The following is a 14,656-nucleotide window of genomic DNA, read 5'->3' on the forward strand; positions in this document are numbered from 1 at the left end:
CCACCATGTTGCCGCGCCGCCTCGACGCCAGCCTGCTGGCCGACCTGTGGTTCTTTCACGCTGTGGCCGAAGCCGGCGGCTTTCGCCGTGCGGCGACGGTACTGGCCATCACGCCGGGCGCCGTCAGCCAGCGCATGCAGCGGTTGGAGGCAAGGCTGGGCCTGGTGCTGATGCAGCGCGGCCCGCGCGGTTTCGTGCTGACCCAGGCGGGGCTGCAGCTGTACGCCGTTACCCAGCAGGGCTTTAGTGCACTGGGTGATGGCTTGACTGCTTTGCATAATCAGGCCGCCAGCGTTCAGCTGGTGGCACCGCCTTCACTGGCGCTGGGCTGGTTGTTGCCGCGGCTGGGTCGCTTTGCCCGCCTGAATCCGGATATCCGTGTCGATCTGCAAGCAGAGACTGTCGCGCCACCACCGTCGTCCGACCCGGCGCGTTTACTGTTGTGCTACTTGCCTCAGCCGCCGCAGGACGACGTACCGCACTGGCCGGAGTATGGCTTTCCGGTACTGGCACCGGCCGCACTACAGGCAGGGCTGGCCTTGCCCTTGCTGCACGATGATAGTCCGTGGGGCGTACCGGCCAGCCCCGGTAGCGAATGGGCGCGCTGGCTGGCAGTTCACGGCCGTCCCGCCTGCTGCAGCCGTGACGAGCGGCACTTCAACCAGGCGCAGTTGGCATATCGTAGCGCGGAGGCTGGCGCGGGCGTGGCGCTGGGGCGCTGGCGATTGGTGGCAACAGCCTTGCAGGCAGGCAGTCTGTGCCGGGTGGATGACTACCCGCCACTATTGCTGGGCTTTTATGCGCTGTATGGCGGCGCGGGCAATCCGGCTGCGGCCACGCTGGCCAGCTGGCTGGGCGAGGAGTTGGCCGCCGACGCGGCCGGTTTTTGATTCAGTCTGCCAGCAACGGCAGGAATACCTCGTCCGGCAGCCCGTTGCCGCCGGTCGTCCACACCACCGGTATCACGTCCTGCGCCCATTGGCTGGCGGCCAAGCGGTGGGCCACAAAGCCGGCGGCTGCCGACGGCTCCAGCCTCAGGCCATATTGTTGCCATTGATGGCGTACTTCGGTCAGCAAGCTGTCGTCGCTGACGGTGACTACGGCATCTACCAGGTGTTGCACGATGCCGGCTACGGTGGCAGACGCGCGTGGCACGGCCAAACCGTCGGCCAGCGTACGGTTATTGAGGCCGATATCGTAGACCGATAGCGCGTCGTCGCCGCTAGCCAGCCGCAGCAGGAAGCACGGCGATGCCACCGGCTCCACGAACACGATTTGCACCGCGTCGCCGTACAGGCACTTCAGCCCGAACGCCACCCCGCCAGGTGCCCCGCCGACGCCGCAGGGCATGAACACCCGTAGCGGTTTTGCCTGGGTGGGTTGCAGGCCGCTGGCGTCCAGCTGGGCTTTCAGGTCGTGGGCGGCTGCCGCGTAGCCGAAAAACAGCAGCAGCGAACTCTCGTCGTCGATGAAATAACTGGCCGGGTCGGCGGCGGCCAACGTACGGGCGCTGGCCACGGCGGTGGCGTAGTCGCCGGCGTGCTCCACTACACGGGCACCCAGTGCCCGCAGGCGGTCTTTCTTCCAGGCCTTGGCGTCGCTGGACATGTGGACTTCCACTTGTAGCCCCAGCGCCCGCGCCATCACGCCTACGCTGTAACCCAGGTTGCCGGTGCTGCCCACCAGAATGGTGTGGCGGGCAAACAGTGCGCGGGCCGCGTCATCCGCCAGCATGGCATAGCTGCAGCCCGCAGGTAACAAGCCGGCGGCGTGTGCCAGCGTCTCTGCCTGGCATAGCACCTCGTAGACGCCGCCGCGTGCCTTGATGCAAGCGGTAACCGGCAGCGCGTGGTCGGCCTTGACCAGTACCTTGCCATGCTGACGCAACAGCGGCGAGTCAATGCGGCCGTCGGCTGCCACGCTGTCTGGAAAGCAACGTGCCAGCAGCGTGGCAAAGCGCTGCCAGCGGGTAATGGCAGTGGCGATATCGGTGTAACCGTAGGGCAGGGCGCGCAAGGCGGTGGCAGCAGTTTGACGCGTCGGGTTGTGCCACAGGAACGGTACTGCATTAGCGAGTTCTGGCGGCAAGGTGGGGCAAGACATGGCAGTCTCCAGAGAGGCGGATGAAAGCCAGTGTGCTGGGTCAGCATGGGGGCAACAAGCCAGCATTACTGCTGCTACTGTTTAGTTATTCTAAACATGGGCTAGGTCGATTGTCGTGCCAGCTTTTATAGCACTACCCCTTGGCTGGCTATGCTGACAGCTATCACCCTTACCCCGTGGCATCGCCATGACCCTTTCCGACCTGAATGCGCAGTTGCTGTCGTCGTTGCCCAGCTTGCCCCTGTTCGCGTTGCAGGCGGCAGCGACCATCGGCATGGTGGGCGCCATGCTGGTGCTGACGCGCCAGCATGGTTTGCCCGTCCGTTATCGCCAGTTTCATCTTGGCCTGACCCTGGGCCTGGCCCTGTACCTGATTGCCTGGTTCGTGTCGGAATCGATGAAGGGGCCGGTGAAGCTGAATCTCAGCACTGACCTGTTGCTGCTCAGCGGTTTGCTGGGTGGCTGGCCCGGGGGGCTGACTTGCTATCTGCTGCATACCCTGGCGCGGCTGCAATTTGCCGGCACGGAGCGACTGTTGGCGAGCATGCTCGATACAGCAGTACCGGTACTGTGCGGCTGCCTGTTGCACGGCTACGTGTGGCCGCGCTTGCGCAAGGCGTTCCATATCCGCATGGTATTGCTGGTGTGGCTGGTGCGCATTGTCGCCACCTACGCCGGTTTGGCACTGGGCCTGACCGTCATCGACTTGCCAGCCACACTGATCGAGCAGTTTGTCGTGCTGCGCTTGCTGGTGTTGCCGTTGTCGTTCTGCATTTTGTACCTGACTTTGCGCATGATCTACATGGACGCCCAGGTTGACGAGCAGCGCCGTCGTGAACACCGCTTGACGCGGAGTGACGCGCTCAGTGGTCTGCCCAACCGGCTGGCGCTGGACGAGTACCTGGCGACTTTGCCGTCCCCTGCTGGCTGCCTGTTGGTACTGGAATTGCGCAATCTGCGCGAGTTCTTGTTGCGCTACGGCCCACAGTACGGCAGCCGCTTGTGGGTTGGCATGGATGACACCCGACAGGCGCACCGGTTGTGGCTGCCACTGCAGGTCTACCGGCCACAGGTGTTCCAGTACGGTGATTTTTCACTGGCGATCGTGTTGCATGATGCCCGGCTGTCTGCCCTGGAGTGTTCCGGCGAGATCGATGCCTTTCTGGATGGCATCGTTGGCCGCATTGTGGCCGACTGGCCACGCTTTGCACCGCAGTTCTGTTGCGCCGTGGTACAGCTGGAAGAAGGGGCTACCGTACAGGCACTGGCCTATCGCAACATTACGCTGGCCTTGAGTGCCCGCGATGCGGGTATTGCCTACTTCAATGATTTACTGCGCGATGACAGTGCCATCGACGCACACATCGACACCGCACTCGATCGCTGGCAGCGCTTGCCATACACCATGCCGATGTATCTGCAGCCCAAGGTTAACCTGTCCGATGGTGCACTGGTGGGCGCCGAAGCCCTGCTGCGCATGCGCAATGACAATGGCTTGGCTATTGGTGCCATGCGGGCCATTTCTCTGTTTCGCGAGCGCGGGCGGCTGGCCGAGTTCGAATGGCTGTCGCTACAGACAGTGGTTGGCATGCTGGCAGGCATCCGCAACCGTTTTCCCGGCCTGTGCGTGTCGGTGAACGTCTCTACCGAGTCACTGTGTCGCACCGATTTTGTCAGCGGCTTGTGTCAGCTGATGGCACGCCACGGCCTGCCGGCCAGTGCCTTGCGGCTGGAGGTGGTGGAATGGTCTGACACCCTGCAGCGACCACAGGTGGAACACACCATGTTGCAGTTACAGCAGGAAGGCTTCAGCCTGTCGCTGGACGACTTCGGTGTGGGTTATTCCACGTTGATGTTGCTGACACGGTTTGCTTTTTCCGAAGTAAAGCTGGAACAGTCGCTGGTGGCCGACCTGGATAACCCGCGCGCCAGTAATGTGGTGGCGCTGGCTGTGGAGGCCGCCCATCGCAGCGGCGCACTGGTCGTCGCCGAAGGCATAGAATCGCCAGCCATGGCACAGCGTGTTGCGTTGCTGGGTGTCGACATGGCCCAAGGCTACCTGTATGCCCCGGCGCTGGATCTGGCCAGCTTCCTGCAGCTGCCGGCTGCCATGCCCAACGAGGATCAGCCGGCCTGACGCTGTGCCACCAGCCACGCGTGCTTCTGTGCGGCGGTCATTGCCTTCACCGCATGTTCTGCCGCTAGCGCTTCCCCTTTGTTGTCAAACTGTACGACCAGTGCAATGCCCAGCGGCGGAAAGCTACGCGTATAGCGTGCACCCTTGCCGGCGGCGTGCGCCGCGTAGCGTTTTTCTACATCGGTGGTAATGCCGGTGTACAGGCTGCCGCCTCGGCAGTGCAGCACGTACAAAAACCACGGGCGGCCAGGGTTGGCCGCAAGCGCCGCGTCAGTCACGCCAGCGCCTGTGCCAGGTCGGCAATGATATCGCGCACGTCTTCAATGCCCACCGAACAGCGTACCAGCCCGCCCGGAATGCCCAGCGCCACCCGTTCTGCCTCGCTGCATTCCACGTGGCTGGTGGTGCTGGGAATCCCCAGCAGCGTATCTACCGAGCCCAGCGTGGCGGCGCAAATCAGTAACTGGCAGCGCGGCAGCATGGCCTGCACCGCGGCAAAGCCGCCGGCCAGCTCGAAGCTCAGCACGCCGCCAAAACCCTGCATCTGGCTGGCGGCCAGCGCGTGCTGCGGGTGGCCGGGCAGGCCGGGGTAGTTCACCTGTGCCACGGCCGGGTGGCTTTGCAGCCATTGCGCCAGCGCCAGCGCGTTGGCGTTGTGCTGGCGCATGCGCAGCGCAAGCGTCTTGATGCCGCGCAGGATCAGGAAGGCACTCATCGGGTCGAGGCAGGCGCCGTGGATCTCGCGGTAGTGGCGCAGCTTGTCGGTCAGCGTGCGGCTGCCGCAGGCGATACCGCCCATGGCGTCGGCGTGGCCGCCCAGAAATTTGGTGGCGCTGTGCAGTACTAGGTCGGCGCCTAGCGTCAGCGGCTGCTGGTTCACCGGGGTGGCGAAGGTGTTGTCGATCACCACCACGGCCCCGGCAGCATGGCCGGCGGCGGCCAGGCGGCGGATGTCCTGCACTTTCAGCATCGGGTTGGTCGGCGATTCCAGGTACAACAGGTCGCAGCCCTGCGCCATGGCGGCGGCAAAGGCGTCGGCGTCGGTGGTGTCGCACAGCGTGACCTGCACACCCCAATGCGGCAGCGTGTGCTGGAACAGGTAATGGCTGCCGCCGTAGGTGTCCTTGCCGGCCACCACGCGGGCGCCGGGGCGCAACAGCGCCAGCAGCGTGCTGCTGATGGCGGCCATGCCGCTGCTGAACGCCACGGCTGCCTCGGCGCCTTCCAGTGCGGCCAACCTCGCTTCCAGCGCCAGTGTGGCCGGTTGTGCGGTGTTACGGCTGTACAGCGGGCCGGGCGCGTCGCCGCGTGCCACTTGCTCCCAGCTGGCCACGTCGGGGTAACCGTGGGCGATGGCAAACTCCACCGGTACGGCCAGTGCGTCGTGCGGGCGGAACGGGTCTTCGCCAGCGCGGACGGCCAGCGTATCGGGGTGCAGGGTGGGGCGGGTCATGGCAGCTCCGGGCGCAAACATGGCGGCATGCTGCGTGGCCGGCAGGGCCACTGTCAAGCCTGGCCCGACGGGCTGGCGCGGGATGACCCGGCCTGTTCGCAACGCAAACAAGCCGGGTCTTGCAAGCGGGTCGCGGCGGATAGGGTGCGGCCCGGCGTTGCCGAGGCCGATAAAACCCTGCTTGCTACGGTGTCAGCCGCCGCTAGCCCGCTGCCGGGCGCTTAGCGCTGGTAGGTGGCCGTCAGGCTGGCTTTGCCCAGACTGTTGGCGTTGAGCATATAGCCCACCAGCGCCGGCATGGCCTTGCTGTCCAGCCCCAGCTTGTCCACTTTCAGCGCGTGAACGGTGAAGATGTAGCGGTGCGGTTGGTCGCCTTGTGGCGGGCAGGCGCCGCCGAAGCCGGGGCCGCCGAAATCGGTCAGGCTCTGGATGCTACCGGCCGGGCGTTTGCCTTTGGCGTTACCGGCGCCGCTGGGCAGACCCTGGCTGCTGGCTGGCAGGTCGAACAGCACCCAGTGCCACCAGCCGCTGCCGGTGGGCGCGTCCGGGTCGTACACGGTGACGGCAAAGCTCTTGGTGCCGGCCGGGGCGTTTGTCCAGCTCAGGGCCGGCGATACATTGCCGCCATGGCAGCCGAAGCTGTTGAACTCCTGCGCCTTGGCCAGCGGCTGGCCGTCTTTCAGGTCGGGGCTGCTCAGTTCGAAGGCAGTGGCCGGAACGGCCAGGGCGGCCAGCAGGCTGGCCAGAACAAGACGGGACATGGTGCGCTCCGTTGCGGTGGATGATGAAGACATCATCGCGTATCCCGCTGGCGGTGGCGCGCCGTGAAGCGGCAGCCACTGTGCCGTAACGCTCACGTGTCAGGCGGCGTGGTCGCGTTGCTGGCGCAGCTGGCTGGGGGTAACGCCGAAGCGCTGGCGGAAGGCGGCGGTAAAGCGCGACGGCGACAGGTAGCCGCAGGCGGCAGCCACGTCGCTCAGCGGCTGGTTGCCGCTGTTGACCAGACCCAGCGCCCGCTCCATGCGCACCTCGCCCAGCAGGGTGGAAAACGAGGTGTGCTCGGCGGCCAACCTGCGCCGCAGCGTGGCCGGGCTCATCGCCAGATGGCGGGCGATATCGGCCGCCTGCCAGTCGCGGGCCGGGTCGAAGGCCAGCAGGCTCTGGATTTGTGCACGCACGTCCTGCCGCGGCTGGCGGAACAGGCCGGCACCCTGACCGGCGGCGGCCAGCGCCAGCATCAGGCCCTGCCAGGCGTGCTCGGCACGCGCTTCACCCAGCGTGCCGGCCTCGGCCTGCGGCAGCAGCGTTTGCAACTGCTGCAAGGCGGCGACGGCGTCGGCGTGCGGGCGGAACACGGGGGGAGTTTCCTGCCACGGCGGCGCCGGCAGCTGGCTGCCGTACTGGGCCAGCAGCCGTTGTAGCCAGTGTTGCGGTTGCACCAGCGTCCAGGCGCGGTAACCGTGGCGGTCGGGCTGGTTGATGATGTCCACCTCCTGACCGCCGGGAATCACCAGCCAGCTGCCGGGCGGGCAATGCCAGCTGCCGTTGCGGGTAAGCAGCTGCTTTTCGCCGTGTTCGACGGCCACCAGCAGCGTGGACAGTACCGGTACGCGCGCCAGGCGCTGGCGTTGCAGGCTACGAAAGATATACAGCGGCAGGGTGGACATGGCGGGCTCCTGGCAGGTTGGCCGCATCATGCCGTAGTGGGGTGCTGTCCGCGAGGGGCGTGAGCGGCTGCGGCCAACGCTTGCGCGTTGCGGGCGGGTGTCAGGCGGCGGTAAGCCAAGCGCTGACGCTGGCCTGCCAGCCATCGGGCTCGCCGGCCGGCAGCGTGTGTTCGGCACCCGCCAGTTGCAAGCGTGCGTGGCTGGCGTCGAACCACAGCTCGCCCTGGGCAAAGCGGCGGTACTGTACCGGCTCGGTCTGCATGGCCGCGAAATCCAGCCGCTGCCAGCTATGGCTGGCCGCCGGTTTCCACAACCAGTAGTACACCTGCTCGGGCGGGCTGCCCGCTGGCAGGTCCAGACGCTTGATTTCCAGCAGGCTGCCGGTAGCGCCGTGGAAGGCAAACAGACAACGCAGTGGCAGCATCACGCCCCCGTTTTGTGCGCCATATCCGGGCGGTGCTTCATCGCCAGGCCCTTGAGCAGGTAGCGCAGGAACTGGTCGCCGCAGACGCGGTAGTTTTTGTGGCCGGGTTTGCGGAACAGCGCGCCCACTTCGGCCGACGATACCTGGAAGCCGGTACGGGTGATCAGCGCTTCGATGTCTTCCTGCTTCAGCTCGAACGCCACGCGCAGTTTTTTCAGGATGTCGTTGTTGTTCAGGCGCAGCGCCGGTGGAGGCAGCGGGGCGTCGTCGCGGCGACCGCGGCGTTCGATGATCAGGCCGTCCAGGAAGGCGGACAGCAGCTCGTCGCTGCAGCTGTCAAAGCCGTCTTCGTCGTCTTTTTTCAGCAGGGCGGCAAAGTCGTCGTCGGCGTACGGCTCCACATGCTGCAGGATGGCCAGCATGCGTTTGTCGCTGATATTGAGGATGAAGCGCACGCTGCGCAGGATGTCGTTGTTGAGCATGGTGGTATCACAATCAAGGTTGGCCGCAGCGTGCGGCCAACGGGGGGTTTCAGGGCGCCAGGCGGCTGCGTGCCCAGCTGGCGTCGGCGGCCAGCGTGTACAGCACGCGGTCGTGCAGGCGGCTGGGGCGGCCCTGCCAGAATTCGATGCGGTCCGGCACGATGGCGTAACCGCCCCAGTGCGGCGGGCGCGGTACCGACAGCGGGTGTTTCAGGCCAAAGCTGGCGGCACGGGTCACCAGCACGGTCTTGCTGTCGATCTCGGTACTCTGTTCGCTGGCCCAAGCGCCGATGCGGCTGGTGTACGGGCGGCTGGCGAAGTAGGCGTCCGATACCTCGGGCGCCACTTGTGCCACGCGGCCTTCAATGCGTACCTGGCGCTCCAGCTCCGGCCAGAAGAAGGTCACCGCCACATAGGGGTTGGCCGCCAGCTGGCGGCCCTTGCGGCTAAGGTAGTTGGTGTAGAACACCAGTTGGCCGTTTTCCACGCCTTTGAGCAGCACGATGCGCGCCGACGGGCGGCCGCTGTCGTCTACGGTGGCGATGTGCATGGCGGTGGGTTCGTGCACCTGCGAGGCGATGGCTTCGTTCAGCCACACTTCAAACTGGGCTACCGCGTCCGGCAGGCAATCGTCGGGCGACAGTTCTTTCTTGCTGTATTCGAGGCGGATATCGGCGAGGTTCAGCGACATGGTCGGGCTCCACAGGCATGAGGGCGGCGTTGGCGCCGCCCGAGATCGATAACCCACCCGCTTGGCAGCGCAAACCGGGTGGGTCTTGAAAACAGCAAGGCTGCGGACGCAAGGACTAAGGTGGTGCGGCCCAGCTTTGCCGGGGCCGGTACGCGCTAGCCGGTGCCTGGCGCTGCAGCCTGGTGCGGCACAGGCGCCGCACGGGGTTGGCCGCCATCATACGCCGGCTGCTGGCGGCTGGCCCAGACTGTTTGCCAGGAAATCCACCAACATGCGCACCTTGGGCGATAGCTGGCGGTTGTGCGGGTACAGCGCCCAGATGCCTTCTTCCGGCGGCTGCCAGGCGGTCAGCAGCGCTTGCAGTGCGCCGCTGGCCAGGTGCGCGGCCACGTAGTAATCGGGTAGCTGCACGATGCCGTGGCCGGCCAACGCCGCCTGGGTCAGTGCGTGGCCGCTATTGCAGCGCAAACGGCCGTGTACCCGCAGCGGGCGGCGCTTGCCGTGTTCGCCGATGAACCAGTGCTCGTGGCTGCCCAGCAGGCAGTTGTGCTGCTCCAGCGTGGCCAGGGTGTGTGGCGTGCCGTGCGCAGCCAGGTAGGCCGGTGCGGCGCAAATGTGCAGGTGGCGGCCGGCCAGCCGGCGCGCGATCAGGCTGGAGTCGGGCAGCTGGCCGATGCGGATGGCCAGGTCGTAGCCGTCGTGTACCAGGTCCAGCACCTCGTTGCTCAGCTGCAGCTTGATGTCCAGCGCCGGGTAGCGCTGGCCGAACTGCAGCAGCAGCGGCGCGATGTGGCTTTCGCCGTAGGCTAGCGGCGCGGTCACTTTCAGGCTGCCTTGCGGCGTGGACAGGTGCTGCGACACCGCGCGCTCGGCCTCGCCCAGCGAGTCCAGCAACTGGCGGCAGTGCTGCAGGTAGAGCTGGCCGGTGTCGGTGAGCGTGACGTGGCGGGTACTGCGGTACAGCAGCTGGGTGCCCAGCCGCGCTTCCAGCCGCGTCAGTTGGCGGCTCACCTGCGATACCGACAGCCCCAGCACCTGCGCGGCGCGGGTAAAGCTGCCGTGTTCCGCTACGGCGGCAAATTCGCACACCCCTTCCCATGCCAGCATTATTGCACCCTGTAAAAAATCATTTGCCGATAGCGTGGATTATCCCGCAATCAAAGCCCAATACAATGCGGCCAACCTTTTTACTGACGGGAAACCACCATGACTGCCACCACCATTACCTGTAAAGCCGCCGTTGCCTGGGCTGCCGGCCAGCCGCTGTCCATCGAAGAAGTGCAGGTGATGCCGCCGCAAGCCGGCGAAGTGCGCGTCAAGCTGGTGGCTACCGGCGTGTGCCACACCGACGCCTTTACGCTGTCCGGCGACGACCCGGAAGGCATCTTCCCCTGCATTCTGGGCCACGAAGGCGCCGGTATTGTGGAATCGGTGGGAGAGGGCGTCACCAGCGTGGCGGTGGGCGACCATGTGATTCCGCTGTACACGCCGGAATGCGGCGAGTGCAAGTTCTGCAAATCCGGCAAGACCAACCTGTGCCAGAAGATCCGCGCTACCCAGGGCAAGGGCCTGATGCCGGACGGCACCACGCGCTTTTCCAAAGACGGCCAGCCGATCTACCACTACATGGGCACCTCCACCTTTGCCGAATACACCGTGCTGCCGGAAATCTCGCTGGCCAAGGTGAACCCGACGGCACCGCTGGAAGAAGTGTGCCTGCTGGGCTGCGGCGTCACCACCGGCATGGGCGCGGTGATGAACACCGCCAAGGTGAAGGCGGGCGACACCGTGGCCATCTTCGGCCTGGGCGGCATCGGCCTGTCGGCCATCATCGGCGCGCGCATGGCCGGTGCCAGCCGCATCATCGGCATCGACATCAACGAGAGCAAGTTCGCGCTGGCGCAGAAGCTGGGCGCGACCGACGTGATCAATCCGCAGCACTTTGCCAAGCCGATCCAGGACGTGATCGTGGAGATGACCGACGGCGGCGTGGACTTCTCATTCGAGTGCATCGGTAACGTGAACGTGATGCGCTCGGCGCTGGAATGCTGCCACAAGGGCTGGGGCGAGTCGGTGATCATCGGCGTGGCCGGTGCCGGCCAGGAAATCAGCACCCGCCCGTTCCAGCTGGTGACCGGCCGCGTGTGGCGCGGCTCGGCCTTTGGCGGCGTGCGTGGCCGCTCCGAGCTGCCGCACTTCGTGGAACGCTACCTGAACGGCGAATTCCGCCTCGACGACTTCATCACCCACACCATGGCGCTGGACGACATCAACACCGCCTTCGACCTGATGCACGAAGGCAAGAGCATCCGCAGCGTGGTGCACTACCAGTAACCCATCGCCTTGCGGCCAACCTGGGGTTGGCCGCAGTCAGGAAACCACCATGACCCTGCAACAGATCAGCTGCAATCGCAGTTTTGGCGGCGAGCACCGCCAGTACACCCACGCCTCGGCCGTGCTCGGCTGCAGCATGCGCTTTGCCGTCTACCTGCCGCCGGCGGCCTTGGCCGGTGCACGCGTGCCGCTGCTGTACTGGCTGTCCGGCTTGACCTGCAGCGACGAAAACTTCATGCAGAAAGCCGGCGCCCAGCGCGTGGCAGCCGAGCTGGGCATCGCCATCGTGGCGCCGGATACCAGCCCGCGTGGCGACGGCGTGGCCGACGACCCGGCGTACGACCTGGGGCAGGGCGCCGGTTTTTACCTGAATGCCACCCAGACACCGTGGGCGGCGCACTACCGCATGTACGACTACGTCAGCCAGGAGCTGCCGGCTTTGCTGGCAGCCCACTTTGATTTTGGCCCCGCGGCGATTGCCGGCCACAGCATGGGCGGCCACGGCGCGCTGCTGTGCGCGCTGAAACGGCCGCAGGATTACGTATCGGTATCGGCGTTCAGCCCGATTGCCAACCCGGTGAACGTGCCGTGGGGGCAGAAGGCGTTTGCCGCCTACCTGGGCGACGACCCCAGCGCCTGGCTGGCATGGGACGCCAGCGAGCTGATGGCGACCGCCACGCCGGCGATGGCCTTGCCGTGCCGGGTGGACGTGGGGCTGGCTGACAGCTTTCTCGATAGCCAGCTGCAGCCGCAGGCGCTGGAAGCGGCCGCCGCCAACAGCGGCTACCCGCTGCAATTGCACCGTCACCCGGGCTACGACCACAGCTATTACTTTGTGGCCAGCTTTATCGAGACGCAGCTGCGTTTCCACGCGGAATACCTGCAAGCAGCAACGCAATAGCGCGCCATGCTTTGGCGACGATCAAACGCCATCGTCGCCCCTTCCCCTCTCCGGCGGCGGGTTTTCGGCTAGAATAGCCTGTTTCCCATAGCGGATTTCTCTCGCCACCATGCAGCTGGTTGCCATCGGACTCAATCACCACACCGCGCCCCTCACCATTCGTGAGCGGCTGGCCTTTCCGGCAGAAACGCTGCCGGCCGCACTGGGCCAGCTGGTCGAGTCGCGGGCGGCGCGCGAGGCCACCATTGTGTCCACCTGTAACCGCACCGAGCTGTACTGTGCCACCCAGCACCCGGAAGAAGCGCTGCGCTGGCTGGCGGCCTACCACGGCCTGACGCTGGACGAGGTGCGCCCCTACCTGTACCTGCTGGACGCGCCGGAAGCGGCCCGCCACGCCTTCCGCGTGGCGTCGGGGCTGGACTCCATGGTGCTGGGCGAAACGCAGATCCTGGGCCAGATCAAGGACGCGGTGCGCACCGCCGAACGCGCCGGCACGCTGGGCAGCCTGCTCAACGGCCTGTTCCAGAAAACCTTCTCGGTGGCCAAGGATGTGCGCAGCCAGACCGCCGTCGGTGCCAGTTCGGTGTCGATGGCGGCCGCCGGGGTGAAGCTGGCCGAGCAGATTTTTGCCAGCGTCGGCGGCCTGAACGTGCTGTTCATCGGTGCCGGCGAGATGATCGAGCTGGTGGCCACCCACTTTGCCGCCCGCCAGCCGGCGCGCATTACCGTGGCCAACCGCACGCTGGAGCGCGGCCAGCGCCTGGCGGCCGAGTTTGGCGGCCAGGCTATCACGCTGTCCGAGCTGCCCGATCAGCTGCAACACTACGACGTGGTGGTCAGCTCTACCGCCAGCCAGCTGCCCATCATCGGCAAGGGCATGGTGGAGCGTGCCATCAAGGCACGCCGCCATCGCCCGATGTTCATGCTGGACCTGGCCGTGCCGCGCGATATCGAGGCCGAGGTTGGCCGCATGGACGACGTCTACCTGTATACGGTGGACGACATCGCCGGCATCGTCGAGGTAGGCCAGCAGGCGCGCAACCAGGCGGCGGAAGAAGCCGAACTGATCATCAGCCACCGCGTGGCCGAGTTTACCGACTGGCTGAAACGCCGCGAGTCGGTGCCGCTGATCCGCGCGCTGCGCGACGAGAGCGAACGTATCCGCCGCCACGCACTGGAAGCCGCGCATAAGCAGCTGGCCCGTGGCGACGACCCCGAAAAAGTGCTGGAGGCGTTGTCTGTCCAGCTCACCAACAAACTGATGCACCCGCCGACGCAGGCGCTGTCTAGCGGCAGCGGCGCGGCGCACGACGCGCAGGTCGAACTGATCGCGCGTTTGTATCGCTTACACCCGGAGCAGTAATGAAACCGTCGATCGCGGCCAAACTCGCCCAGCTGGTAGAACGGCTGGAAGAGGTTACCCACCTGTTGGCAACAGAAAACGCCACCGCCGATATGGATGCTTTCCGCAAGCTGACGCGCGAGCACGCCGAACTGACCCCGGTGGTGGAAACCTTCAACGCCTACCGCCAGTGCGAGGCCGACATTGCCACCGCCAGCGAGCTGCTGGACGACCCGGACATGAAGGCGTTTGCGCAGGAAGAAATCGCCGAGGCGCGTGAGCGGATCGAGGCGCTGGATATCGAGCTGCAAAAACTGCTGCTGCCGAAAGACCCCAACGACGACAAGAACATCCTGCTGGAAATCCGCGCCGGTACCGGCGGCGACGAGGCGGCGCTGTTTGCCGGCGACCTGCTGCGCATGTACACCCGCTACGCCGAGCGCAACCGCTGGCAGACCGAGATCCTGTCCGCCAGCGAGTCCGATCTGGGCGGCTACAAGGAAGTGATCGTGCGCATTGCCGGCGACGGAGCCTACTCGCGCCTGAAGTTCGAGTCCGGCGGCCACCGCGTGCAGCGCGTGCCGGCCACCGAAACCCAGGGCCGTATCCACACCAGTGCCTGCACCGTGGCGGTGATGCCGGAAGCGGACGAGATTGCCGAAGTGGTGCTGAACCCGGCCGACCTGCGCATCGATACCTACCGCGCCAGCGGCGCCGGCGGCCAGCACATCAACAAGACCGACTCCGCGGTGCGCATTACCCACTTGCCCACCGGCATCGTGGCCGAGTGCCAGGACGGCCGTTCGCAGCACGCCAACAAGGCCAGCGCCATGCGCGTGCTGGCAGCACGCATCTACGACATCCAGCTGCGTGCCCAACAGCAGAAGGAAGCCGCCGAACGTAAAAGCCTGATCGGCTCCGGCGACCGCTCCGAGCGCATCCGCACCTACAACTACCCGCAAGGCCGCATTACCGACCATCGCATTAACCTGACGCTGTACAAGCTGGATTACGCGATGGACGGCGACCTGGAAGAGCTGACCAACGCGCTGATCGCCGAACAGCAGGCCGAGTTGCTGGCGCAACTGGCCGAATAAGCCGCCACCTGCGGCCAACCATGCC

General features: G+C 65.9%; 15 protein-coding genes. 6 read left to right on the forward strand and 9 right to left on the reverse strand.

Going from position 1 to position 14,656, the window contains the following annotated elements; translation table 11 throughout:
• The first annotated feature begins 5 nt into the window (after positions 1-5).
• Positions 6-890, forward strand: a complete 885-nt coding sequence (locus ACK4FZ_RS03100; protein ID WP_409818251.1) for a LysR family transcriptional regulator — start codon at positions 6-8, stop codon at positions 888-890.
• Between the two features lies 1 nt (position 891).
• Here the strand turns inward: ACK4FZ_RS03100 and ACK4FZ_RS03105 are convergent, their stop codons facing one another.
• Positions 892-2,103 (reverse strand): D-serine ammonia-lyase, encoded by a 1,212-nt coding sequence (locus ACK4FZ_RS03105; protein WP_409818252.1) that lies wholly within the window; start codon positions 2,101-2,103, stop codon positions 892-894.
• 187 nt (positions 2,104-2,290) lie between these two features.
• On the opposite strand from ACK4FZ_RS03105, the gene ACK4FZ_RS03110 reads away from it, so the two are divergent.
• Positions 2,291-4,240 carry an EAL domain-containing protein gene (locus tag ACK4FZ_RS03110; RefSeq protein WP_409818253.1) on the forward strand — a complete coding sequence of 650 codons (1,950 nt, stop codon included), beginning with the start codon at positions 2,291-2,293 and terminating at the stop codon, positions 4,238-4,240.
• Here the strand turns inward: ACK4FZ_RS03110 and ACK4FZ_RS03115 are convergent.
• The 8 genes from ACK4FZ_RS03115 to ACK4FZ_RS03150 form a co-directional block, all read right to left on the reverse strand.
• Positions 4,228-4,518, reverse strand: a complete 291-nt coding sequence (locus ACK4FZ_RS03115; RefSeq protein WP_409818254.1) for a GIY-YIG nuclease family protein — start codon at positions 4,516-4,518, stop codon at positions 4,228-4,230. The genes ACK4FZ_RS03110 and ACK4FZ_RS03115 overlap by 13 nt on opposite strands.
• Entirely contained in the window at positions 4,515-5,693 is a 1,179-nt protein-coding gene (locus ACK4FZ_RS03120; protein WP_409818255.1) for an aminotransferase class I/II-fold pyridoxal phosphate-dependent enzyme, read from the reverse strand. The genes ACK4FZ_RS03115 and ACK4FZ_RS03120 overlap by 4 nt, the downstream gene beginning before the upstream one ends.
• Before the next feature lie 221 nt (positions 5,694-5,914).
• On the reverse strand, positions 5,915-6,454 hold the full coding sequence (locus ACK4FZ_RS03125; protein ID WP_144370941.1) for a YbhB/YbcL family Raf kinase inhibitor-like protein: 540 nt from the start codon (positions 6,452-6,454) through the stop codon (positions 5,915-5,917).
• 99 nt (positions 6,455-6,553) lie between these two features.
• Positions 6,554-7,360 carry a helix-turn-helix transcriptional regulator gene (locus ACK4FZ_RS03130; protein ID WP_409818256.1) on the reverse strand — a complete coding sequence of 269 codons (807 nt, stop codon included), beginning with the start codon at positions 7,358-7,360 and terminating at the stop codon, positions 6,554-6,556.
• A gap of 100 nt (positions 7,361-7,460) precedes the next feature.
• Positions 7,461-7,784, reverse strand: a complete 324-nt coding sequence (locus ACK4FZ_RS03135) for a hypothetical protein (RefSeq protein ID WP_409818257.1) — start codon at positions 7,782-7,784, stop codon at positions 7,461-7,463.
• Positions 7,784-8,266 (reverse strand): DUF1456 family protein, encoded by a 483-nt coding sequence (locus ACK4FZ_RS03140; RefSeq protein ID WP_409818258.1) that lies wholly within the window; start codon positions 8,264-8,266, stop codon positions 7,784-7,786. Before ACK4FZ_RS03140 ends, ACK4FZ_RS03135 begins: the two co-directional genes overlap by 1 nt.
• Before the next feature lie 49 nt (positions 8,267-8,315).
• Positions 8,316-8,957 carry a pyridoxamine 5'-phosphate oxidase gene (gene pdxH / locus ACK4FZ_RS03145; protein WP_144370946.1) on the reverse strand — a complete coding sequence of 214 codons (642 nt, stop codon included), beginning with the start codon at positions 8,955-8,957 and terminating at the stop codon, positions 8,316-8,318.
• 216 nt (positions 8,958-9,173) lie between these two features.
• On the reverse strand, positions 9,174-10,064 hold the full coding sequence (locus ACK4FZ_RS03150; RefSeq protein ID WP_144370947.1) for a LysR substrate-binding domain-containing protein: 891 nt from the start codon (positions 10,062-10,064) through the stop codon (positions 9,174-9,176).
• 99 nt (positions 10,065-10,163) lie between these two features.
• Between ACK4FZ_RS03150 and ACK4FZ_RS03155 the strand changes: the two genes are divergently transcribed.
• The 4 genes from ACK4FZ_RS03155 to prfA all read left to right on the forward strand — a co-directional run bounded on the left by ACK4FZ_RS03155 (position 10,164) and on the right by prfA (position 14,631).
• Complete coding sequence (locus ACK4FZ_RS03155) at positions 10,164-11,291, forward strand: S-(hydroxymethyl)glutathione dehydrogenase/class III alcohol dehydrogenase (RefSeq protein WP_144370948.1); 1,128 nt, start codon at positions 10,164-10,166, stop codon at positions 11,289-11,291.
• 55 nt (positions 11,292-11,346) lie between these two features.
• A complete protein-coding gene (gene fghA / locus ACK4FZ_RS03160; RefSeq protein ID WP_409818436.1) occupies positions 11,347-12,192 on the forward strand; it encodes an S-formylglutathione hydrolase in 846 nt (281 codons plus the stop codon).
• 109 nt (positions 12,193-12,301) lie between these two features.
• On the forward strand, positions 12,302-13,555 hold the full coding sequence (hemA, locus tag ACK4FZ_RS03165) for a glutamyl-tRNA reductase (protein ID WP_144370950.1): 1,254 nt from the start codon (positions 12,302-12,304) through the stop codon (positions 13,553-13,555).
• Positions 13,555-14,631, forward strand: a complete 1,077-nt coding sequence (prfA, locus tag ACK4FZ_RS03170) for a peptide chain release factor 1 (protein WP_144370951.1) — start codon at positions 13,555-13,557, stop codon at positions 14,629-14,631. The genes hemA and prfA overlap by 1 nt, the downstream gene beginning before the upstream one ends.
• Positions 14,632-14,656 lie beyond the last annotated feature (25 nt).

The sequence above is a fragment of the Vogesella sp. genome (assembly GCF_046297735.1).
Lineage (GTDB): Bacteria > Pseudomonadota > Gammaproteobacteria > Burkholderiales > Chromobacteriaceae > Vogesella > Vogesella urethralis.

What these genes read in the sequence shown, in the direction of transcription:
- ACK4FZ_RS03100 (WP_409818251.1), top strand. Translation starts at nt 6, where the DNA reads ATGTTGCCGCGCCGCCTCGACGCCAGCCTGCTGGCCGACCTGTGGTTC.
- ACK4FZ_RS03105 (WP_409818252.1), bottom strand. Translation starts at nt 2,103, where the DNA reads ATGTCTTGCCCCACCTTGCCGCCAGAACTCGCTAATGCAGTACCGTTC.
- ACK4FZ_RS03110 (WP_409818253.1), top strand. Translation starts at nt 2,291, where the DNA reads ATGACCCTTTCCGACCTGAATGCGCAGTTGCTGTCGTCGTTGCCCAGC.
- ACK4FZ_RS03120 (WP_409818255.1), bottom strand. Translation starts at nt 5,693, where the DNA reads ATGACCCGCCCCACCCTGCACCCCGATACGCTGGCCGTCCGCGCTGGC.
- ACK4FZ_RS03125 (WP_144370941.1), bottom strand. Translation starts at nt 6,454, where the DNA reads ATGTCCCGTCTTGTTCTGGCCAGCCTGCTGGCCGCCCTGGCCGTTCCG.
- ACK4FZ_RS03130 (WP_409818256.1), bottom strand. Translation starts at nt 7,360, where the DNA reads ATGTCCACCCTGCCGCTGTATATCTTTCGTAGCCTGCAACGCCAGCGC.
- ACK4FZ_RS03135 (WP_409818257.1), bottom strand. Translation starts at nt 7,784, where the DNA reads ATGCTGCCACTGCGTTGTCTGTTTGCCTTCCACGGCGCTACCGGCAGC.
- ACK4FZ_RS03140 (WP_409818258.1), bottom strand. Translation starts at nt 8,266, where the DNA reads ATGCTCAACAACGACATCCTGCGCAGCGTGCGCTTCATCCTCAATATC.
- pdxH (WP_144370946.1), bottom strand. Translation starts at nt 8,957, where the DNA reads ATGTCGCTGAACCTCGCCGATATCCGCCTCGAATACAGCAAGAAAGAA.
- ACK4FZ_RS03150 (WP_144370947.1), bottom strand. Translation starts at nt 10,064, where the DNA reads ATGCTGGCATGGGAAGGGGTGTGCGAATTTGCCGCCGTAGCGGAACAC.
- ACK4FZ_RS03155 (WP_144370948.1), top strand. Translation starts at nt 10,164, where the DNA reads ATGACTGCCACCACCATTACCTGTAAAGCCGCCGTTGCCTGGGCTGCC.
- hemA (WP_144370950.1), top strand. Translation starts at nt 12,302, where the DNA reads ATGCAGCTGGTTGCCATCGGACTCAATCACCACACCGCGCCCCTCACC.
- prfA (WP_144370951.1), top strand. Translation starts at nt 13,555, where the DNA reads ATGAAACCGTCGATCGCGGCCAAACTCGCCCAGCTGGTAGAACGGCTG.